The sequence below is a fragment of the Dietzia sp. NPDC055343 genome (assembly GCF_053645265.1).
Genome location: NZ_JBSHMJ010000022.1, coordinates 45,855 through 66,723 on the forward strand (window position 1 = coordinate 45,855; position 20,869 = coordinate 66,723).

Here is a 20,869-nt window from a genome sequence, read left to right on the forward strand (position 1 = left end):
AGGATCGGCCCATGAGCAGCGGGAAGAGCGGCGACAAGAAGTCCGGTGCGAAGAAGTCTGCGTCCGGCAGCGGCACGAAGAGTGCAAGGACGGGCAACGGCACGAAGAGCGCCAAGACCGGCGGCGGCGCGAAGGGCGATTCCAGGGAGCTGCTGCCCAGTGGGCTCGAGAAGCTCCCCAAGAAGGAGTACGAGAAGGAGCTCAAGCGGCTCCAGGCCGAGCTCGTGGAGATGCAGGCCTGGCTCCGCGAGACCGGAAACCGCCTGGTGGTGGTGTTCGAGGGGCGCGACGCCGCGGGCAAGGGATCGGCGATCAAGCGGCTCACGCAGTACCTCAACCCCCGCCACGCCCGCGTGGTCGCGCTGCCCGTACCGACGGAGGTGCAGCGGACGCAGTGGTATTTCCAGCGCTACATCGAGCACCTGCCGGCCGCCGGGGAGATCGTGATCTTCGACCGCTCCTGGTACAACCGGGCCGGCGTGGAGCGCGTGATGGGGTTCTGCACCACCGACGAGTACCGCCGCTTCCTGCACCAGGCGCCGATCTTCGAGCGGCTGCTCGTGGAGGACGGGATCATGCTGCGCAAGTACTGGTTCTCCGTCTCGGACGAGGAGCAGGAGCGGCGCTTCCGGGACCGGAACAAGGACCCGATGCGGCGGTGGAAGCTCTCTCCCATGGATCTGGAGTCCATCAACCGGTGGGAGGACTACAGCCGGGCCAAGGACGCGATGTTCGTCCACACCGACATCCCCGAGGCGCCGTGGTACACGGTCGAGTCGGAGGACAAGAAGCGGTCGCGGATCAACGTGATCTCGCACCTGCTCTCGACCATTCCGTGGGAGAAGCTCGAGCCGCCGAAACTGGAGATCCCGGAGCGGCCCGAGGAGACCGACTACGTGCGGCCACCGCGCGAGGAGTTCCGCTACGTGCCGGATGTGGCCTCGCAGCTGCTCGACGACTGACCCCGGGCTGCTCCCGGACGCCCGGGCGGGGGCGATGAGGTAGGAATTCCTAGTATCTCTGCGCCGGGCCGCGGCGGGCCTGTCAGACTGGGGCCATGAGCGAATTCGTCATCACCCGGCGCGAAGGCCGGATGCAGCACATCGTCCTGGACCGCCCCAAGGCCCTGAACTCGCTGGACCTGCCCATGTGCCAGGCCCTGCACGCGGCGCTGGAAGAGGTCTCGGGGGATACGGCCGTCGAGGCCGTGGTGGTCTCCAGCACCTCGGAGAAGGCGTTCTGTGCCGGCGGCGACATCCGCGCGCTGCGCGACGCGGCGGCGGCCGGCGACCACGAGACGAACCGGACGTTCTTCTCAGAGGAGTACGCGATGAACCTCGCGTACCACACCAACCCGGCTCCGACCGTGGCCGTGGTCCACGGCGTCGCGATGGGCGGCGGGCTCGGCATCTCCATCAACGGCTCGCACCGGGTCGTGACCAAGAAGGTCATGATGGCCATGCCGGAGACCGCGATCGGCTTCATCCCGGATGTCGGCGCGAGTCACTTCCTGCCGCGCCTGTGCGGCGGCGGGGAACGCGGGCTCGCGGTGGCGATCTACCTCGGCACGACGGGCGTGCGTCTGAATTCCGCCGACGCCCTCTACACCGGACTCGGCACCCACCTGATCGACAACGACGACCAGGAGGCGTTCATCGCCGCGATCGGCACCGACGGTCTCGACGCGGCGCTCGAGCGTTTCGCCCGTGATCGGTCCGAGGCGGGAGAATCTGCCGTGGAGACCCACATCGACCGCATCGTCGACGTCTTCTCTCGCGGCACCGCGCAGGAGATGGTGGCCGCGCTGCAGGCCGGAGAGCCGGACGAGTGGGCCACCGCGACGCTGGAGATGTTCCGCTCGCACTGCCCGACGTCGGTCATCGCGACCATCGAACTGCTGCGCGCCGGCGCCGGGGCCGCGGACCTGCGTGAGTGCCTGGACAACGAGCTCGCGCTCGGCTCCTGGATCACCGCTCGCCCGGATTTCATCGAGGGCGTGCGTGCCGTGGTGATCGACAAGGATCGCAACCCGTCGTGGGACCCGGCCGATCTCGACTCGGTCGACGTCGACGTCGACGCGATCCGCTCCGCGCTCGCCGGAGCCTGACCCGGACCTCGCGTTCCGCGGCGTCCCGCGACTGCTCCCGCGGCCGGACATCCGGCCGCGGGGCGGGGTTCCGCGCCGCGGGTGATCGCGGTGCGCCACCGCGTAATGTCGTTGCGCGTAGGGCGATCATGGTGGCAGGGCCGAGGAGGACGTATGTCAGGAACCGCTGGTCACGACGCGGACGCGTTGTCGGCCGACTCAGAGGAAAGTGAATCCGCTGCTGCGGCGACCAGTGAGGAGACGAACTCCGACGAGGCCGTGAGCGAGATCGCTGCCCCGGAAGAGGAGTCCAAGGGCTGGGGAATCGCGGCCGTCACCGTCGTGTCGTTGGCCGCGGCGTTCATCGTGCTGTGGGGCATCTCCGAGCACTCGCACATGGTGATGCCGGCGTTCCTCGCACTCAACCTCGTGATCGCCGCGCAGCCACTGCAGTCTCTGCTCGAACGGGTCGGCGTGCCGCGCTGGGGCGGGATGATCATCGTCCTGCTCGTCCTGTACCTCCTGCTCATCGCCCTCGTGGGCATGCTCGTGTGGGCGCTCTGGATCGCCGCGGAGGAGATCCCGCAGTACCAGGACAAGTTCTACGAGATGTACCGACAGTCCATCGAGTTCCTCGGCCGGTTCGGGCTGAGTCAGGACCAGGTCTCCGAGGCCTTGAGCGGGGTGTCGCCGACGACCGTGATCGGTGCCCTGCAGAACGTCGCGGGCCAGGTGTCCTCGGCCGGGGGCCAGCTCACCATCCTGGTGATCGCGCTGACCTTCCTCGTCTTTGACATCCCCGGGGTCTCGCGGCGCCGGGCCACCATCGCCCGCCTCCGGCCCCGCCTGGCCGACGCACTCGACTCGTTCGGCGACGGCCTCAAGTCGTACTGGATCGTGGCCACCGCGTTCGGTCTCATCGTCGCCTTCATGGACGTGGTCGCGCTCTGGATCCTCGGCGTCCCGCTGGCCCTGGTGTGGGGCGTGCTGGCGTTCGTCACCAACTACATCCCCAACATCGGCTTCGTGCTCGGCCTCGTCCCGCCCGCCCTGTTCGCCCTGCTCACCGGCGGCGTCGGGGACGCCATCTGGGTGGTGGCCATCTACAGCGTGGTCAACCTGGTGATGCAGAGCTTCATCCAGCCCAAGTTCACCGGTGACGCGGTGGGCCTGACCCCGACGGTCACGTTCCTGTCGCTGGTGTTCTGGGCGGCCGTCGCCGGACCGCTCGGCGCGATCCTGGCGGTCCCGCTCACCCTCGCGTTCAAGGCGTTCCTGGTGGATGCCGACCCGCGTATGGCGTGGCTGTCCACCTTCCTCACCACTCCGGACGCCGACTCCAAGCGAGGCAGACTCCGGGCACGGAAGCTCACCGCCGCCGGAAGCTGACCGCCGCCATGAGCTGAGCGCCGCCGCGCGCTGAGAGCAACAGGGCCGGCCCGCCATTCGGGAGAGGCCTCAGTCCTCGACGCGGGTGAAGGTGCCCATGCCGTCGCCGTCGAGGAGGTCGACGGCCAGCGTGTCGCCGTCGAAGGTGACGCTGCCGCGTGAGCCGGGCGGCCAGTTCTCGCCCTCGGGGCTGATGGCGAACGTGGCCCCGTCCCAGTGCTCGAGCCGCCAGGACTGCCGGTCGGGTCCCACCGTCAGCACCAGGGCGGGGCCGGTGTCCGCGGCCGCGCCGGTGTCCGTGGACCCGGCGACGCTGTCGTCGTCGTCCTCCCGGCCGTCTTCGGTCGCGTCGCTCGACCCGCGCGCCTCGCGCACCTCGACGTCCCCGAAGTAGGTGTTGCGATAGACGCCCAGCAGGTCGTCCACTGGCGGGGCGGCGGCGGGCGATTCCGGGCGCCGGGCCGAGACCAGGTCGCCGATCCCGACCCGGAGCGGGGCGAACTCGGTGGCGAACAGTTCGCCCCAAGGTTGCGCGGGGTCGCCGTACTGCGCGTAGTCGGCGAACCGGGCGTTGATCGTCTCCGGAACCCCGATCGGTGCGGCGTTGGTGAGCGTGACGATCCCCAGGTCGAGGTCGGGCATCATGAGCATCGCCGTGGCCGCGCCCTGCGTGAAGGCGCCCGAGTGGCTCCACTGCACGCGGCCGGACGAGCTCGTTCCGATGTCGAAGCCGTAGCCGTAACCGCCCGTGCGGTCGGCGCCCGACTGCGGCGGCGAGGACACGACCTGCGGGGTCAGCGCCTGCCGCAGCGCTTCCGGGGGGACCACCTGCTGGCCGGCGGGCCCGGCGCCGTCGGCGAGCACCATCGTCATCCACCTGGCCATGTCCGCAGCGGTCGAGCTCAGCCCGCCCGCGGGCGCCTGCGTGTCCGTGTCGCGCGCGGGATCGGCGGGGACCCACCCGGCCTGGGACCCCGGCCCGGAATCCGGTTCGGACCCGGACCCGGAGTCATCCCCGGCCTCGCCCGAGCCTGTGTCGGAATCCGTGGCCCGCACGTGCCCCACGGCGCGGTTGCCGCGATCGACGAGCCCGTCGTACGAGTACGAGGACTCGCTCATCCCGAGCGGCTCGAAGATGAGCTCGCGACTGAGCTCGTCCCACGGGGCCCCCGCGGCCGTCGCGACCGCCTGCGCGCCCGCCGTGAGGCCGAAATCGGTGTACGCGTACGAGGTTCGGAACTGCTCGAGCGGCAGGTGCCGCAGCCCGTGCAGGATCGCCGGCCTATCGTACCCCAGATCCTCCAGATCGCCGCCCGCCTGCTCCGGCAGCCCGGAGCGGTGCGCGAACATATCGCCCACGGTGACCTGCTCCGACGCCCGCGGGTCCGAGAGTGCGAACCACGGCAGGTACTCGCGGACCGGCGTGTCCCAGCCGACCTCGCCGCGGGCGCTCTCGGCCGCCACGACGGTCGCGCTGACCGGCGTGGAGAGCGACGCCAGGGGGAACACGGTCTGCGCGTCCACGGCCTCGCCCGTCTCGGTACTCCGCACCCCGAATCCCTCGGCCAGCACCACCTCGCCGCCGTGGACCACAGCCACCGAGGCTCCGGGAACCCCCGACTTGTCGAGCTCGTCCTCGACGATGTCGGTGATCTTGCCGATCGCGTACTCGATACGATCCTCACCCACCTCGAGCCCGGAGTAGGCGGCCGGTCTCTGTCCCGGTTCGGGCTTGGGGAGCGGCGCTCCACACGCGGCGACGGTGGTGAGGACGAGGCCCCCGGCGGTCAGCGACCACATCCGGCGGCGGACGGCGACGCGACCCGAATCCCGGCCACGGGGTGTGGTGGGCAGTGAGGCGCGTAGCGGCGCGATCCGCCCGGCTCGCGGGGCCCGTGACGGGGGAGTGAGCATGCGCCCAGGTTAGTGCTCGGCACCGCCGGATGCGCCGAGGGACATCGGGCGGCTACAGCGAGGCCCGCGGTCACGCGTCCTCCTCTGTCCGGACGCGGATCTTGCCCGGGAGGGAGACCTCGGGGAACGGGGTGTCCGCGGCGACCCGCGGCTTCGTCCGCGAGACGCGGACGACGACCAGAGCGGTGAGGGCCACCGCGAGGACCACGAGGACGACGACGAGATCGGGGATCGCGCCGGCCCACTCGAGGACCGCTCCCTCGAGTTCGGCCTGGGCGCCGGCACCGAGCAGTCCGGTGAGCTCGGTGGTGCCGGCGGTCACCAGCAGCAGGACGCCCACGCCGATGGTGAGGACTCCGCCGATGATGCCGGTCCACGTGTTGGTCCAGGGCCCGATCGAGACCTCACGGGGCCGGATCAGCCGTTTGATCGCGGGGAAGCGCCCCCACACGAGGGACAGCAGGAGCAGAGGCAGGGCCATGCCGGCGGCGAAGACCAGCACGATGACCCCGCCGGACAGTGCGGTCCCGGAGACGGCGGCCACCGTGAGGACGGCGCCGAGCAGCGGTCCCGCGCACACACCCGCCAGCCCGTAGACGGTGCCGAGGGCGTACACGGCCGTGATGGAGGTGCCCTGCGTGTTGGTCCCACGGCCCCGGAAGGGGAGCGGCACGTTGAGCAGCATGAGTACGCCGAGAACGATCACGATGACCGAGGCGACGGTGACGAACGTGAAGCGGTGCTGGTTGACGAACGCGCCCAGTGTCCCGGCCAGGACGCCGAGGGGGACGAGGCTGGTGGCCAGGCCCAGGTAGAAGACGCCGGTCCGGGCGAGCAGCTCGCGGGGGCTCGCGAAAGCGTACGAGAAGAACGCGGGCAGGAGCATCGCCGAGCAGGGGCTCAGCAGGGTGAGGACGCCACCGAGGAAGGCGCCGGTCAGTCCGATGTCCATGTCGGCGTCACTCCGCCGCGGCGAGTGACTCGTCGAGGTACTCGCGGAACGTCGTGAGGGGTTGCGCGCCGGACAGTGCGGTCTCGCCTGCCACGAAGAACGGGACGGCGGTCACCCCGAGCTGCTGCGATTCGAGGGTCGCGGCCTCGGTCTGCTTCCGGATCTCCGGGTCGTCGAGCGCTGCGGTGAACCGGTCCATGTCCGGCATCCCCACCTGTTCGGCGAAGGCGATGAGCTCCTCGCGGGGCAGATCCGGGTGACCCTTCTCGGGCGCGGCGTCGAAGACGGCCGTGAGGTACTCGACGTACTTGTCCTGGTCGGCCGCCGCCTGCGCGGCGACCGACGCGAACTCCGATTCCTCGCCGAAGTAGGCGACGTCGGTGAACTCGATGCGCACCTTCCCGGTGTCGACGTACTCCGCGATGAGGGTCGGCAGCGTGTCGCGGCTGAACGACGCGCAGAAGGGGCATCGCAGGTCCACCCATTCGGTGAGCACGACCGGCGCGTCGATGTCGCCGATCGCCTTGGGGTCGTCGGCATCGCGCCTGACGAACATCATGTCCCCGCCGCCGCTCGCGTTCGCCTCAGCGTTCGTCTCGTCTGAGGCCTCTCCCGCAGTGGTGGTCGAGGTGGGGGATTGGCCGGGCAGCATCTGGGCAACCACCACGATGCCGAGGAAGGCGACGACCGCCCCCAACACGATGTTCCAGATCCGGGAGCGTCGGTACTTCGCCTCCAGTGTGTGGCGTGAGACGGGAGCGTTCACTGCGGGCCCTTCTGTCGGGGGTCGGTTCTGCGGAGGTTCCGGAGGCTGCGGTGCCGTCGCACCGGGTCGCGTCCGGGCGAACCGGTAACGACTATGGCACATAGTCGACTATTGCGGTTAGTCGACTCGTGGCATGATCGTCCCCATGCAGTTCTCGAAGCCCGCGGGCCCGGTGGAGAAGATCAGGCGGCACGTCGCGACATGGCCGCGATCGGTATCGCTCGCGGCCGAGGGGCTCCGCACGCTCACCCGTCGGCAGTGGGTGGTCGCAGCAGCGGTCTCGATCGGCTTCGGGGTGCTGCTCGGCCTGGCCACGGTCCTCATCCCCAACTCGCTGTTCACCCGCGACATCCCCGGGGTGTGGTGGAACTACCCCGTCTGGATCGTCACATCGATGCTCGCCGGCCTGCTCTTCGCGACCTACGTCCGCGACGGCGCCGGGGAAGCGGGCGCCTCCGCCAGCGGGGCCGGGGGTGACGACGACGAGGCCAGGCGCACGAGCAGGGCCGGCATGGCCGGGGCGTTCCTCGCGTGGTTCGCGGTCGGGTGTCCGGTCTGCAACAAGTTCGCCCTCCTCGCGCTCGGCTACTCGGGCGCCATCACGTGGTTCGCTCCGTTCCAGCCCGTCCTCGCGGTGCTGGCCCTCGTACTCACGGGCGTCGCGCTGATCGTCCGGTTACGTGGCCGGGTCCTGTGCGTACTACCGTCGGGCCGGGTGGAGGAGGTGAGCCGATGAGCAGTCGCGGCGAAGGGGCTCGAGGAGAGCGTGCATCCCGCCGGAGCGGCGGTCGAGAAGCGCCGTCCCGGCAGGACGAGGCGCCCCGCCTCGGCACGCTCGAGTCCCGGGTGATGGACATGTTGTGGGACGCCGGGCCGTCGACCATCCGCGGGCTCATCGACCGGCTCCCGGGCGAGCCCGCGTACACGACCATCGCCACGGTGCTCACTAATCTCTGCCGCAAGCAGCTCGTGTCCCCGCACAAGGAGGGCCGCTCCACGGTGTACGGGGCCACCGGCACGCGTGAGCAGCACGTGGCCTCGGTGATGTCCCACGCGCTCGGGAGCAGTCGTGACCGTGCCGCGTCGATTCTGCACTTCGCCGAGACCATCCCGGACGACGAGTTGGATCTGCTGCGGGAGTTCCTCGACCGCCGCGGTGGAGGTGCGTCGTGACCGGCATCCTGCTCCTGGTGTTCGTGCTGTGCCTCGGCCTCGCCGTGCCGGCTCTCGCCGGGCCGCGCGTGCTACGCCACGCGGCGCCCACGCTGATGCGGGTGCCCCGCCTGGCGGTCGCGCTGCTGTCCGGAGGCGTGGTCGCCTGGGTGCTGGCGGCCCTGTCCATCGCACCACTGCTCGCCTGGGTCGTCACCGGGCCGGACATCCTCCCCGGCGACGCCGCGGTCGTGTGCAGCCAGTGTCTGGCAGCCGCTGATCCCTTCGGGCTCGACCGGGTGGACACCGGCGTGCCTGTCGCCCTCCTGCTGGCCGTGCCGGTCGCGGTCTCGGTTTACCAGGCCTTCGCGATCGCGGGTGATCTCGTCCGTCGTCGCCGCCGTTCGAGCAGAACCGCGCGGGTCTTCCGGGACGGCGCGCGGCCGGTGGACCTGTACGGGCACCGGGTGCTCCTCGTGGGCGATGAGCACCCGTTCGCGCTCACGTTGCCCCGGCGGCACGGTGGCATCGTGGTCTCCACCAGCGCCGTCCGGATGCTGACCCCCGACGAACTGCGGGCGGTCCTCGCCCACGAGGCCGCGCACCTGCGCCAGCGGCACCACCTCATCTCGGCGGTCGTCACCACGCTCACCGGGCGACTGCACCGCGTTCCCCTGTTCGCCGCCGTGGAGGCGGCACTCGGCCACTACCTCGAGATCGCGGCCGACGACGCCGCCAGGCGCGAGGTCGGCACCACGGCGCTGGCCGGCGCGCTGTTGACCCTGGGACAGACCGGGCATCCGGGGGCGCATCGCCAGCAGCTGCACGGCGCGCTGCACGCGCTCGGCCCCGACCGCATCCGGCACCTCGTCGAGCCGGGACGCGGCACGGCCGGGGTCGCGGCGGCCACCGCGAGTGTCTTCTGCCTGACCGCGCTGGCCCTGCTCGCCGCCGTGGTCCACGTCCCCTACGCGCTCGCGGTGCTCACCGGGTGTATCTAGGCAGCAGATGCCGCGGGCGTTGTTCGTCGCGTTCTAGCCCGTAAGTTGTTCGGTCCGCGTGATCTGTTCAGCCTGCGAGGCCGGACGCGGCTGCGCCCTGCGCCGCGTGGTCGGGCATCCCGTAGTGATCGGCGAGGAGGTTGACGGTCCGGGCCTGCCCGCGGCGCGAGGGGCCCATCACGGTGAGCATCACCTCGTCGACCTCGGTCCGCGCGTGCAGGGCCTCGAGCGATGTGGCGACCTGCGCCGGGGTGCCGTTGACGAAGCGCTGGGTGTAGGTGTCGAGTATCTGACGCTCCTGCGCTGTCGCGGGGTACGCCTCGACCTCGTCCGCGGGAAGCAGGCTGTAGGACTTGCGCTGGAACATCCGCAGCATCGCCATGGCGGCCGACATGGCCTGGCGGTGGGCCTCGTCCGCGTCGTCGTCGGCCACCACCCCGATGCTCACCAGCGTGTACGGCGCGAACAGGGCCTCGGACGGGCGGAAGTTCTCCCGGTACAGACGGAACGCCGACTCGACGTCCGCGTTCCCGAACTGCAGCGCGAAGGCGTAGGGGCGGCCGAGCGCGGCGGCGAGCTGGGCCGAGTACGGCGAGGAGCCGAGGATCCAGACTCCAGGCCCGGCGCTCGTGTGAGGGACCCGGTTCTCCGCGGACTGCCACCGGCCGGGCTCGGCGTGGACGTCGCGGTACGGGTGCCCCTCGGGGAACTCGTCGGCCAGGAAGCCGAGGCGTTCGAGGACCTGCTGTGGGAAGTGGTCATTGGCCTCGTGATGGCGGCGCAGGGCGGCCGCGGTGGCCTGGTCCGTGCCCGGCGCGCGGCCCAGCCCCAGGTCGATGCGTCCGGGGGCGAGGGCGTCGAGCATCCCGAACTGCACCACTGCCTCCGGGCATGGGTGCGGAGGAAGAAACGATCGCACGGGGCCGCCCGCGCATACGCCCGCAAGCGCGACCGCGCACTGGACCCCACGCCGGCGTGCTGACGCCGACCGCCGCGATCAGCGCGCGGAGCAGGCCGAGGCGATGAGGTCGCGGAACCAGTACCAGGAGTCCTTGCGCGTGCGATCCTGGCTCTCGTGGTCCACGTGGACCAGCCCGAATCGCTCGGCGTACCCGGCCGCCCACTCGAAGTTGTCCATCGCCGACCACGCGTAGTAGCCGCGCACGTCCACCCCGAGGTCGATCGCGTCCACGACCGCGGCCAGGTGCGCGCGCAGGAACTCGATCCGCCGGTCGTCGTGGACGGCGCCATCAGGCCCCGGCTCGTCGTGGTAGGAACAGCCGTTCTCGGTGATCGTCACCGGCGGCAGATTCGGGTAGCGCTCGTGGAGCTGCACGAGGATATCGGTGAGCCCGGACGGCACGATCGGCCAGTCGAAGTCCGTGCGCTGCACACCCTCGATGCGAACCGGCCGGAACGGCATGTCCTCGGGAAAGTCCACCTCGAGCACGCCGGAGTAGTCCTTCCCGGGCCGCGGTGCCTCGATCACCGTCGGTTCGTAGTAGTTGACGCCGTAGTGGTCGAGGGGTCGGGAGATCGCGACGAGATCCTGCTCGAGCTGCTGCGCGGTCAGCCCCGCGGATGTCATGACGAGCTCGGCCACCCAGTCCTCCGGATAGCAACCCCGCAGGATCGGATCGGAGAACGTCCAGTTGGTGAGGATGCGGAACAGGTCAGCGGACTCGGCATCTGCGACGTCGGCGTTGTCGTCGTCGTCAGGTCCTCCCGCGGCGCCGGTCGCGGCGAGTACGGGGAAGTGCTGCTGGACCACCCCCACCTCGTGCCGGCCCCCGGCCGCACGGATCGCGTCCACCGCCAGCCCGTGCGCGCGCAGGAGATTGTGGGCGACCGGCAGGCAGTCCAGGCCCAGGCCCAGCGCGGGGGCGTGATCGGTGAGGGCGTGCCCGTAGAGCGTGTGCACGTTCATCTCGTTGAGGGTCAGCCAGTGCGTGACCCGGTCCCCGAGCGCGTCCACCACGACCGCGGCGTAATCCGCGAGCGCGTCCGCCGTCGAGCGCTCGAGCCACCCGCCCTCGGATTGCAGCGCCTGCGGCAGGTCCCAGTGATAGAGCGTGGGCACGGGCGTGATGCCGGCGGCCAGCAGCCCGTCGACGAGTCGGGAGTAGAAGTCCAGCCCTGCGCGGTTCACCTCGCCCCGGCCCGCGGGCAGGATGCGCGACCACGAGATCGAGAAGCGGTAGTCGTGCGCGCCCAGTTCGGCCAGGTCACGGACGTCCGCGGGCCAGCGGTGGTAGTGGTCGCACGCCACGGCGGGGGAGTCGCCGCCGCGGATGCGGCCCGGTTCGGCGGCGAAGACGTCCCAGATGCTGGGTCCGCGGCCGTCGATGTCGGCGGCGCCCTCGATCTGCGCGGCGGCGGTGGCGGTGCCCAGTCGGAAGCCGGCGGGCAGTACGGGGCCGGCAGGGGTGCGCGGCACGGGACGGTCGGGCGCGGTGGCGTCGGTCGGCATGGGGTCCTATCTCACGGATCGCAGGGGAAGGGTGCACAGGGCGGCCGCCACGGCGATCACCGCGCCGACGCCGTACAGGGCCGGGTAGCCGGCGGCGGAGAGCACGAGGGGCGCGGCGAGGGCGGGGGCGAGCACCTGGGGTAGCGAGTTGGCGATGTTGGCCACGCCCAGCAGGGTGCCGGAGGTCGCGCCGTCGGCGAGCGTGGAGGTGATGATCGCCATGTCCACGCCGATGAACAATCCCCAGCCCAGTCCCAGGATGGTGGCGGCGAGGAGCACGACCGGCATCGTGGTGGCCAGCGCGAGCAGGATCAGGCCGCCCGCGGTGGTGAGTGCCCCGGCCACCGCGAACACCCGGCGCCGGGCGAACCGATCCGAGACGGCTCCGGTCAGACCCGCGCACACCGCGGACAACACCAGGGTGATCACGGTGACGATCAGGACCGAGCCGGCGACGTCGTCGGCCTGCACCACCTCGTCGAGGAAGAAGAACAGGTAGAGGAGCAGGATCGCGTTGGTGAGGTTCATCAGGAAGCGCAGCAGCCACGCCCACGTGTAGTCGCGGGTGGGCCGGAAACCGCGCGCAACGCGGTCCCTCGGAACAGACGCCGGGACGCTGCCGGTCATCGCCGACGATGTCCGGTCGGCCACGACGATCGCGACCAGAAGTGTCGGGGTGGCCACGGCCAGGACGAGATAGCCGACCGCTCCCGCACCGACGGACTCGGCGACCACCGTCCCCGCGATCACGCCGACGATCTGCCCCACGCCGAACAACGACCCCACGATCCCGCGTTGGGCGACCGGGACCCGGTCGGCGATGAGGGCCGCCAGCACGGCGAACGGGCCGTTGAGCCCGAGCTGGACGAGCACCCAGCCGGCCAGCGTGAGGGGGCCGGTGGACGCGGTGAACAACACGACCTGGCCGATCACCCCGATAGCGGTGCCGGCGTAGACCACCGGCATACGGGTGCCGAGACGGCCCCGGCATCGGTCGGAGGCTAGCCCCCAGAGCGGGTTGGCGACCAGTGCGACCGCCGCCCCCGTACCCACGACCAGCGCGAGCAGTCCCTCGCGGCCGCTGGGCCCGGCGATGAGATCGGTCTGCGCGGGCAGCAGGATCTGTAGCGGGCCGAACCAGGAGGCGAACACCGCCACGACGCCGAGCGTGAGCGCGACGATCCACCCCGCCCCAACCGGCGAGGGCTCAGGTGACTCGACCGACGTGGCCGACATGGCCGACACGGAAGGCGGAACAGGCGAAGCAGGCGGAGTCGGCGAGGTCGGCGGGTCCGGCGCGTCCGGCCGACGCGGCGCTTTCGACCGACGCGGTGGGTTCGGCGGGGCGCCGGCGGTCACCTCGCGCGTTCCCAAGTGGCCACCCACGCCTCCGCGCCGCCCATCAGCTGGCGCTCGAGCTCGGCCCGGTCCGGCCCGGCGCGGTGCAGGACGTCGGTGATCCAGTCGGCGTACAGACCGTACTGCGCGACACCGTCGACGTTGAGGTCGTAGACACGCTCGGCGAACCGCCAGCGGTCCATCACCTCACCGCTGGGCGCGGTGAACGGGTAGACCAGCGGGTCCGCCGCTGCGCTGGGCCGGGGCTCGGCGAGCGGGGCCAGTCCGTTGACGTCCGAGCCGAAGCCGTAGCCGTCCCACGGCCGGGTGGCGCCGGCGGTGGTGGCGCGCCAGGAGTCGAGAAAGCCCTCGTCGAAGTTCTCGGTGGGGTCGGGCGGGTAGGCGAATGCGGCCGTGAACCCGCCCATCTCGTGCATCCGGCGGCTCAGTGCCGGGTCTGACCACGTGTGGTCCACCACGAGCCCGCCGTAGCCCGCTTCTTCGGCCAGGTCGAGGGTTCGGGTCGCGCTGGCCACGCTCATGTGGTCGAGGTTGATGAGCATCCCGCGGTCCATGAGCCCGCGCACGGCATGCTCGCCCAGCGGGGTCAGGCCCCGGACGTTGCACAGCGGCTCCTGCGGGTACACCGGCAGACCGGCGCCCGCGGGAGCGCCGGACGAGGCCGCGGCCAGGCCGTCCGCGACGGGAGTGCTGGCCAGCGGCTGGGCGTGGTCGGAGGCGCCGGTGGTGCAGGGCCGGGTCTCCCAGAATCGCTGCGCGGCGAGCTTGTTGCCGATGTTCACCGCCAGCCCGGCCAGGTCCTCGTCCATGCGGGCGCCGCCGAGGGCGTTGTCGAACTTGTGGACCGGGAACACCGTGGACACACCCCATGAGGCGAACTCGTCGAGGCCGCGGTCGATGTCCTCGGCCGTGCACAGCGGCGCGTCGTCGATCATGCGGCACCCGAACGGCTCCGAGGCCTCGACCCCCAGGGTGACCGCGAGCTTGCCCTCACCCGCGATCCGGCGCACGTCCTCCGGCGAGCGGGCGATCCGGAACCAGCCCCGGCCGGGCCCGCCGTGCTCGGCGTCGATGTGCGCCTCCATGCGGTTCAGATAGTCCACCTGCCTGCGCAGCTGGTCCATCTCGTCGCACGAGTGGGGCGAGCCGACGAGCATCTCGCACAGCACGCGGTTGGCGACCAGGTGGTTGTTGAGCACGCGCTGCCCGGCCCGCCACGACCGCTCTATACCGGTGTAGTAGGCCTGCTCGTGGAGCTGCGAGTTGTGCGCGGGCCAGCTGGCGAAGGTGGGGAAGCCCTGCGCCCCGCCGGGGATGTCGGTTCCGCCGAGGATGCCCTCGAGCAGCGCGAAGTGGCCGGTGCCCGAATGTGACGGGCAGTCCGCCATCGCCTCCACCAGGCCGCCGGGCGCGAACGGTCGGCCGCAGCGCAGCGCCCCGCCGAAGGCCTCGGAGGCGGCGATATGGGCGTGGGCGTCGATGTATCCGCGGATCGGCCCACTGGGCTGGGCCGCCGGGGCCTGCCCGGAAGTCTGCGGGCCGGGCGGTGTCGGACCGGCGTTGCTCGTCGGCGCGATCGCGGTGGAGACCACCAGGACGACGACGGCGAGGAGCGCCGACGCGGCCAGAGCCCACCCTCGGGAAAGAGCCGATCTTGTCGTCGTCGTCATCGTCACATCACAGGGCGCCATGCTGTGACATTAGCCACGCCATCGCTGAAGGTGGGGGCTTTCGTCCCCGGGCCCGGGTGCGGTTGCTCCGGCCGAGCCGGGGATCAGAGCTGGGACGCGACCTCGGAGGCGACCAGCTCGAGGTGATCCAGGTCCGACATGTCCAGGACCTGCAGATAGATGCGACGCGCGCCGACCTCCGCATACCTGCCGATCGTGTCCACGACCTCGGCTGGCGAGCCCGCGGCGCCGTTGGCGCGCAACTCGTCGACCTCGCGACCGATCGCGTCGGCCCGGCGGGCGAGCTGCGCCTCGTCGCGCCCGCAGCACAGCACGAGCGCGGCCGACCGGAGGATCTCCCCGGGGGCGCGGCCGCGCTCGGCGCACGCGGCGTCGACGCGCTGGTACTGCGTGGCGACGGTGTCGAGGTCGGCGAACGGCACGTTGAACTCGTCGGCGAACCGGGCCGCCAACGCCGGGGTGCGCCGCTTGCCGTGGCCGCCGACGATCACCGGCGGGCGCGCCTGCAGCGGCTTGGGGAGGCCGGGGGAGTCCACCAGGTCCACGCGCTTGCCGCGGACGGTGAGCGTCTCACCGGCCGGGGCGGACCACAGCTGTTCGAGCGCGCCGAGGGTGTCCTCGAGCAGGTCAAAGCGCTCGCCGAGCGGCGGGAAGGGGACGCCGTATGCGGTGTGCTCGTCCTCGTACCAGCCGGCGCCGAGGCCCACGTCGAGGCGGCCGCCCGACATCTGGTCGACCTGCGCCAGGGAGATGGCCAGCGGGCCGAGGTGCCGGAAGGTCACCGAGGTCAGGAGCGTGCCGAGGCGGATCGTGGACGTCTCGCGGGCCAGGGCGGCCAGCGTCAGCCAGGCGTCGGTGGGGCCGGGCATGCCGGTGACGCCGCCCATCTTCAGGTAGTGGTCGGATCGGAAGAACGCCTCGTAACCGAGGTCCTCGGCGGCGCGGGCCACGGCGAGCTGATCGTCGTAGGTCGCGCCCTGCTGCGGCTCGACGAAGACGCGGAGACCGACGGACGGTGAGTCTGGGGCGGGGCTGTCTGCTGGCATGGCATCCAGGATGCCCGCGGCGCGACCGCCGGCGCCAACCGTGCGGGGGTGGTCGGGCTGTCGATTGCCGGACACGCCCGCGGCCCACATGAGCCGGTTGCAAGACACCGGAGCCGGGCTGCAAGACACCTGATGCGTTTCGCGGCCCGATTTTCGCATCTCTGGTCTTGCGAACGGGTTGGCATGTCTTGCAACCCGGGCGAGGTGTGCAGCCCGGGTGAGGTGTGCAGCCCCGGCGGGGTGTGCAGCCCGGGTGAGGTGTGCAGCCCCGGCGGGGTGTGCAGCCCTGGTGAAGTGCTTGCAGCCTCGGGCGGGGTGCCGGGCTAGTTCGTGTCGGCCACCAGCGGCTCGATGGTGAGGTGGTCCATCTCCTTGCTGATGTACTGCAGCCGCCACTTGTCGCCGAAGAGGGCCAGCAGTTCGCCGTCGGTGCGCTGGAACACCTCGACCCCGCGCTGACGGTTCAGCTCGTCGGCGGACTCGGCGTCGGTGCGGCGGGCGATGGAGTACGGAAGGTTGTCGACGATCACCTCGACGTTGAACTCGGCCTTCATCCGGGCCGTGACCACCTCGAACTGCATGGGTCCGACCGCGGCCATGACCGGGTTCGCGTCGCCGCGGGTGTCGTTGCGCAGGATCTGCACCACGCCCTCGGCGGCCAGCTGGTCGATCGCCTTGCGGAACTGTTTGTACTTGCCCAGCGACTGCGCTCGCACTACCGCGAAGAACTCGGGAGCGAACTGCGGGATCGGCGGGAACTTCACCTTCTTGCCGGTGTAGAGGGTGTCACCGGGAGCGAGGCCGGTGGCGTTGACCAGCCCCACCACGTCACCGGGGTAAGCGGTCTCGACCGTCGAGCGGTCACGCCCGAACACGGTGAGCGCGTACTTGGTGGTGAACGGCTTCGCCGTCTGCGCATGCTGGACCACCATGCCGCGCTCGAACTCGCCCGAGACGACCCGCATGAACGCCAGCCGGTCGCGGTGCGCGGCGTCCATGCCGGCCTGCACCTTGAACACCACGGCGGAGAACGGGTCGGTGGTCTCGCGGGGCTCCCCGCCGACGGTCGGCCACTCGCGTGGCGGCGGCGCCAGGTCGACCAGCGCGTCGAGGATCTGGTGCACACCGAAGTTGAGCATCGCGGAGGCGAAGATCACCGGGCTGGTCTCGCCGGCGAGGTACAGCTCCTGGTCGTGGTCCTGGCCCATGGCCGACAGCAACTCGGACTCCTCGACGGCGGTCTCCCACACGTCGCCCTCGCGCTCGAGCGCTTCGGCCGGGTCGTAGATCTCCTCCGGCGCGATGGTCGAGCCACCGGCGGTGCGCGTGAAGTGCACGTACTCCTCGGGCGCCCCGTCCTCACCGCGGCGCAGCAGTCCGCGGTAGTCGCCGGCGATGCCCACGGGCATGAACAGCGGTGTCGGCACGAGCCCGATCTGCTCGGTGATCTCGTCCAGCAGCTCCAGCGGCGTCTGGCCGGGCCGGTCCCACTTGTTGATCACGGTGATGATCGGCAGCCCGTTGTGCTTGCACACCTGGAACAGTTTGAGGGTCTGCGGCTCGAGGCCCTTGGCGGCGTCGATGAGCATCACGGCCGCGTCCACGGCGGTGAGCACGCGGTAGGTGTCCTCGGAGAAGTCGGCGTGGCCGGGGGTGTCGACGAGGTTGATGACGTACGGCTCGTCCGCGGGGTCGGCGCCTTCGGGGACGTAGTTGAACTGCAGGGCGGTGGAGCTGACGGAGATGCCGCGGGCCTTCTCCATCTCCATCCAGTCCGACACGGTCGAGCGGCGGCCCGACTTGCCGTGGACGGCGCCGGCCTCGGTGATCACGCGGGCGTGCAGCGCGAGCGCCTCGGTCAGCGTCGACTTACCGGCGTCCGGGTGTGCGATGACGGCGAACGTGCGTCGGCGGGCGACCTCGGAGGTCACATCGCCGGATCCGTCGGTACCGGGCTGCTGCCCGTTCGTGCCGGCGTTCTCGGCGGTGTCCGTCACGCGTCCTCCTCGTACTCGGGCGGCGCTCGCCGCAGTCGGTCCAGTTTACGTCCGAGCGGTCAGGGCCGCCCAATCCGGGCATGTGGCCCGCGGGGCGGGAGTAACCGGGGGAAAGTCGAGGTGGCGGAGCCGCCGCGGGGGCGGTGCTCGGGGCGTGTTCGGAGCAGGCCGCCGGTTCAGCGCACTTCCGCGAGCGCGTCGAGGTAGCGGCGGGTGATCCGGTCCTGTTCGGCGCGCGCGATCGGGCCGCCGAGTCGCGCGAACCACGTGGCGTGCTCGGATTCGGCGGTGATGGTCAGGCGCACGTGGCCCGTGGCCGCGTCTTGCGTCACGACGAACGACTCCCAGCCGCGCTCGGGGTGGCCGGGCAGCGACCGGTAGGTGAACCCGCGGGCGTCGTCGTCGTCGACAACCTCGGTGACCTCGCACGGCGCGGACACTCTCAGCCACACCGCGGGGCCCGAGCGGGGGCGGAGCGTCACGGTCCGGCCGGGGGTGGCGGGTCCGTCGACGACGACGACGAGGCCCGCCCCTCGGTGCATGTCCCAGTTGAGGAGGGACCGGCTCGCGCGCTCGAACAGTTCCGCCCCGACGCCCAGGTGGGCGGTTCGCGTGAAGCGCCGGGGCCGACTCATGTCCGTATCGCGCCGGCGGCGCGCTCCGATTTCCGGCCGGTCACGCGGAGTGGACCTGGTTCTGGGCCGTCTCCAGGCCGTGCTGGAGGAGCAGCTCCACGGCGTCGGCGGCGTCCTGGACGAGGAACGGGACGTCGGGCTGCTCGAGCTTGGAGAAGCGCTTGAGGACGAAGTCGGCCACCGCCATGCGGCCGGGCGGGCGGCCGACCCCGGCACGGACCCGCAGGTAGTCGCGGGTGCCCAGCGACTGAGTCAGCGAGCGGAGGCCGTTGTGGCCGCCCTCGCCGCCGCCGCGCTTGAGGCGGACCTGGCCGAAGTCGATGTCGATCTCGTCGTGGATCACGATCACGTCGGTCGGCTTGACGGAGAAGTACTTCGCCACCGCCGCGGTGGGGCCGCCGGAGAGGTTCATGTAGCTGCGGGGGCGGGCCAGGACGACCTGCCGGCCGGCCAGGCGCGTCTGGGTGATCTCGCAGTTGGTCTTCTTGTGGGTGCTGAAGCTCGCCGGCATGGGCAGCGCGCGGGAGGCCAGTTCCTGCAGGACCTCCCAGCCGATGTTGTGGCGGGTGCCCTCGTAGTCGGGTCCGGGGTTGGCCAGGCCCACCACGAGCGCGGGGCCGGTCGGTTCAGCGGTAGTCACGCCACTCATGATCCCAGATGCCGTCGTGGGGGTGCCGGTCCGTCAGGTGCGCAGTTCGGCCCGGGCGATGTCGAGGACCGCGTCGGTCAGGGCGTCGAGGTCCGGCGACTGTAGTTTCCAGTGTTGCCAGAACAGCGGCACGTCCAGCGGCCGGTCGGGGGAGACGTTCTCGATCTCCCCGGACACCAGCCACGGTGTGGCCAGCTGCTCGGGGATCAGACCCCAGCCCAGGCCCGCCACGATCGCCCGGACGTGGTCGTGGGAACTCGGGATGTAGTGCCGTGGCCCGGTGGGCTGGCGGCGGGTCAGCCGGCGGTAGTAGTGGTTCTGGTGGGCGTCGCTGCGGTCGAAGTCGACGATCGGCGCGCGACCGAGCGCAGCGGTGGGCGAGCCGTCGCGCAGGTGTCGTGCCACGAATCCGGGGCTGGCACAGGCCAGGTAGCGCATCGAACCCAGCGGGAGCGAGCGGCAGCCCTGCACTGGACGGGACTCGCTGGTGACCGCTGCCATCACCTCGCCGCGGCGCAGCAGCTCGGACGAGAGTGATTCATCCTCGCGCCGGATGTCGAACACCACGCGGCCCGCCGAGTGGACCTCCGTCATGGCGTCGAGGAACCAGGTGGCCAGCGAATCGGAGTTACACGCCACCGCCAGCGCCACATGCTCCTGGCTCGTCACCGAGTCGCCGAGCTCCCCGGCCAGGGACTCCTCGAGGTGCAGCATCTGACGGGCGGTCCGGAGCACCACCTCGCCCGACTCGGTGGCGGTGATCGGGCGTTCGCGGCGCACCAGGATCCGGCCCGCCGACTCCTCCATCGCGCGGATCCGCTGGGACACCGCGGACTGGGTGATGTGCAGGTGAGCGGCGGCGGCCTCGAACGAGCCGAGATCCACGACGGCGGTGAGGGTGCGGAGCTGATCGAGCTGAAGCGTGGCCATAAGTGTCACTAATGCTATGTCATAAACAGTAGTGGCACTACTGATGCACACCGCTCTAGCGTGAGTACGTGACCACCACTTCCACACTTCTCATGGGCGCCGGCATGGGTCTCGGGCTCATCGTCGCCGTCGGCGCACAGAACGCCTACGTCCTCCAGCGGTCCATCCGAGGCGATGTCCGGATGGCGCCGATCGTCGGGTTCTGTGTGGCCTCCGAGGCCGCGCTGATCATGCTCGGCGTACTCGGGGTGGGCGCCCTCGTCGAGGCCGCGCCCGGGGCGATCTCGGTGATGACGTGGGTCGGCGTGGCGTTCCTCGTGGCCTACGGCGGGTTCGCGGCCTACCGGGCGATCCGGCCGGGGCAGGGATTGCAGGCCGGCGGGGACGCGCGTATCCCGTCGACGCTCGGTGCGGTGGCGGCGTGCGCGGCGTTCACCTGGCTCAACCCGCACGCCTACCTCGACTCGGTGGTCTTCCTCGGCACGCTCGCCAATCAGCAGGCGGGCGATCTGCGCTGGGTGTTCGCCGCGGGTGCGTTCCTCGCCGGCATCGCGTGGTTCTCGCTCATCGGGTTCGGCGGCAAGGCGCTGCGTGGGCTGTTCTCCCGTCCGGGTGCGTGGCGCGTTCTCGACGCCCTCATCGCCGCGATGATGTTCGTGCTCGCGTTCGGCCTCATCCGCGGCTGACCTTGCCGCTGCCGGGCCGACCAGCGGCGACTGCGGACGGGCCGCGGGGGGTCGGGAGATGCAGACGGGCCCGGCACGACGTGATCGTCGTGGCGGGCCCGGGCCCGTGTGGCCGCCCGCAGGCCGCGTCCGCGTGCAGCACACGC

19 protein-coding genes are annotated in these 20,869 nt (G+C 71.1%); 7 read left to right on the forward strand and 12 right to left on the reverse strand.

Annotated elements, in window-relative coordinates; genetic code table 11:
• Nucleotides 1-11: 11 nt before the first annotated feature.
• The 3 genes from ppk2 (at nucleotide 12) to ACWIE7_RS11870 (ending at nucleotide 3,475) form a co-directional block, all read left to right on the forward strand.
• Complete coding sequence (ppk2, locus tag ACWIE7_RS11860; RefSeq protein ID WP_454069311.1) at nucleotides 12-962, forward strand: polyphosphate kinase 2; 951 nt, start codon at nucleotides 12-14, stop codon at nucleotides 960-962.
• Nucleotides 963-1,057: 95 nt separating this feature from the next.
• Entirely contained in the window at nucleotides 1,058-2,107 is a 1,050-nt protein-coding gene (locus ACWIE7_RS11865) for an enoyl-CoA hydratase/isomerase family protein (protein ID WP_454069312.1), read from the forward strand.
• Nucleotides 2,108-2,260: 153 nt separating this feature from the next.
• The gene (locus ACWIE7_RS11870) at nucleotides 2,261-3,475 is read left to right on the forward strand and encodes an AI-2E family transporter (RefSeq protein WP_454069313.1); all 1,215 of its coding nucleotides are present in this window, start codon (nucleotides 2,261-2,263) and stop codon (nucleotides 3,473-3,475) included.
• Between the two features lie 69 nt (nucleotides 3,476-3,544).
• Here ACWIE7_RS11870 and ACWIE7_RS11875 read toward each other — a convergent pair whose 3' ends face one another.
• The 3 genes from ACWIE7_RS11875 to ACWIE7_RS11885 form a co-directional block, all read right to left on the reverse strand.
• On the reverse strand, nucleotides 3,545-5,389 hold the full coding sequence (locus ACWIE7_RS11875; protein ID WP_454069314.1) for a serine hydrolase domain-containing protein: 1,845 nt from the start codon (nucleotides 5,387-5,389) through the stop codon (nucleotides 3,545-3,547).
• 70 nt (nucleotides 5,390-5,459) lie between these two features.
• Nucleotides 5,460-6,341 carry a cytochrome c biogenesis CcdA family protein gene (locus ACWIE7_RS11880; protein WP_454069315.1) on the reverse strand — a complete coding sequence of 294 codons (882 nt, stop codon included), beginning with the start codon at nucleotides 6,339-6,341 and terminating at the stop codon, nucleotides 5,460-5,462.
• A 7-nt stretch (nucleotides 6,342-6,348) separates the two neighbouring features.
• Entirely contained in the window at nucleotides 6,349-7,107 is a 759-nt protein-coding gene (locus ACWIE7_RS11885) for a DsbA family protein (RefSeq protein ID WP_452098721.1), read from the reverse strand.
• Nucleotides 7,108-7,252: 145 nt separating this feature from the next.
• Between ACWIE7_RS11885 and ACWIE7_RS11890 the strand changes: the two genes are divergently transcribed.
• From ACWIE7_RS11890 to ACWIE7_RS11900, 3 genes are read left to right on the forward strand one after another with little or no spacing between them, the layout of a single operon-like run.
• Nucleotides 7,253-7,843 carry a hypothetical protein gene (locus ACWIE7_RS11890; protein ID WP_454069316.1) on the forward strand — a complete coding sequence of 197 codons (591 nt, stop codon included), beginning with the start codon at nucleotides 7,253-7,255 and terminating at the stop codon, nucleotides 7,841-7,843.
• A complete protein-coding gene (locus ACWIE7_RS11895; RefSeq protein ID WP_452098723.1) occupies nucleotides 7,840-8,280 on the forward strand; it encodes a BlaI/MecI/CopY family transcriptional regulator in 441 nt (146 codons plus the stop codon). Before ACWIE7_RS11890 ends, ACWIE7_RS11895 begins: the two co-directional genes overlap by 4 nt.
• Nucleotides 8,277-9,260, forward strand: a complete 984-nt coding sequence (locus ACWIE7_RS11900; protein WP_454069317.1) for a M56 family metallopeptidase — start codon at nucleotides 8,277-8,279, stop codon at nucleotides 9,258-9,260. The genes ACWIE7_RS11895 and ACWIE7_RS11900 overlap by 4 nt, the downstream gene beginning before the upstream one ends.
• 67 nt (nucleotides 9,261-9,327) lie before the next feature.
• Here ACWIE7_RS11900 and ACWIE7_RS11905 read toward each other — a convergent pair whose 3' ends face one another.
• From ACWIE7_RS11905 to ACWIE7_RS11945, 9 genes are all read right to left on the reverse strand, one after another.
• Entirely contained in the window at nucleotides 9,328-10,137 is an 810-nt protein-coding gene (locus tag ACWIE7_RS11905) for an MsnO8 family LLM class oxidoreductase (RefSeq protein WP_452100655.1), read from the reverse strand.
• Nucleotides 10,138-10,257: 120 nt separating this feature from the next.
• Nucleotides 10,258-11,730 carry a GH1 family beta-glucosidase gene (locus tag ACWIE7_RS11910; protein WP_454058062.1) on the reverse strand — a complete coding sequence of 491 codons (1,473 nt, stop codon included), beginning with the start codon at nucleotides 11,728-11,730 and terminating at the stop codon, nucleotides 10,258-10,260.
• A gap of 6 nt (nucleotides 11,731-11,736) precedes the next feature.
• A complete protein-coding gene (locus tag ACWIE7_RS11915) occupies nucleotides 11,737-12,966 on the reverse strand; it encodes an MFS transporter (RefSeq protein ID WP_452100653.1) in 1,230 nt (409 codons plus the stop codon).
• A 119-nt stretch (nucleotides 12,967-13,085) separates the two neighbouring features.
• A complete protein-coding gene (locus ACWIE7_RS11920) occupies nucleotides 13,086-14,759 on the reverse strand; it encodes a hypothetical protein (protein WP_454069318.1) in 1,674 nt (557 codons plus the stop codon).
• Nucleotides 14,760-14,863: 104 nt separating this feature from the next.
• Nucleotides 14,864-15,826 (reverse strand): LLM class F420-dependent oxidoreductase, encoded by a 963-nt coding sequence (locus tag ACWIE7_RS11925; protein WP_454069319.1) that lies wholly within the window; start codon nucleotides 15,824-15,826, stop codon nucleotides 14,864-14,866.
• A 323-nt stretch (nucleotides 15,827-16,149) separates the two neighbouring features.
• On the reverse strand, nucleotides 16,150-17,823 hold the full coding sequence (locus ACWIE7_RS11930; RefSeq protein WP_454069320.1) for a peptide chain release factor 3: 1,674 nt from the start codon (nucleotides 17,821-17,823) through the stop codon (nucleotides 16,150-16,152).
• Nucleotides 17,824-17,999: 176 nt separating this feature from the next.
• Nucleotides 18,000-18,458, reverse strand: coding sequence for a DUF1990 family protein (locus ACWIE7_RS11935; protein ID WP_454069321.1), 459 nt, complete (start codon nucleotides 18,456-18,458; stop codon nucleotides 18,000-18,002).
• 40 nt (nucleotides 18,459-18,498) lie between these two features.
• Nucleotides 18,499-19,107 carry an aminoacyl-tRNA hydrolase gene (pth, locus tag ACWIE7_RS11940; protein WP_452100649.1) on the reverse strand — a complete coding sequence of 203 codons (609 nt, stop codon included), beginning with the start codon at nucleotides 19,105-19,107 and terminating at the stop codon, nucleotides 18,499-18,501.
• A gap of 33 nt (nucleotides 19,108-19,140) precedes the next feature.
• A complete protein-coding gene (locus ACWIE7_RS11945) occupies nucleotides 19,141-20,037 on the reverse strand; it encodes a LysR family transcriptional regulator ArgP (RefSeq protein ID WP_454069322.1) in 897 nt (298 codons plus the stop codon).
• A 68-nt stretch (nucleotides 20,038-20,105) separates the two neighbouring features.
• On the opposite strand from ACWIE7_RS11945, the gene ACWIE7_RS11950 reads away from it, so the two are divergent.
• Nucleotides 20,106-20,723, forward strand: a complete 618-nt coding sequence (locus ACWIE7_RS11950; protein ID WP_454058068.1) for a LysE/ArgO family amino acid transporter — start codon at nucleotides 20,106-20,108, stop codon at nucleotides 20,721-20,723.
• The last annotated feature ends 146 nt before the right edge of the window (nucleotides 20,724-20,869 follow it).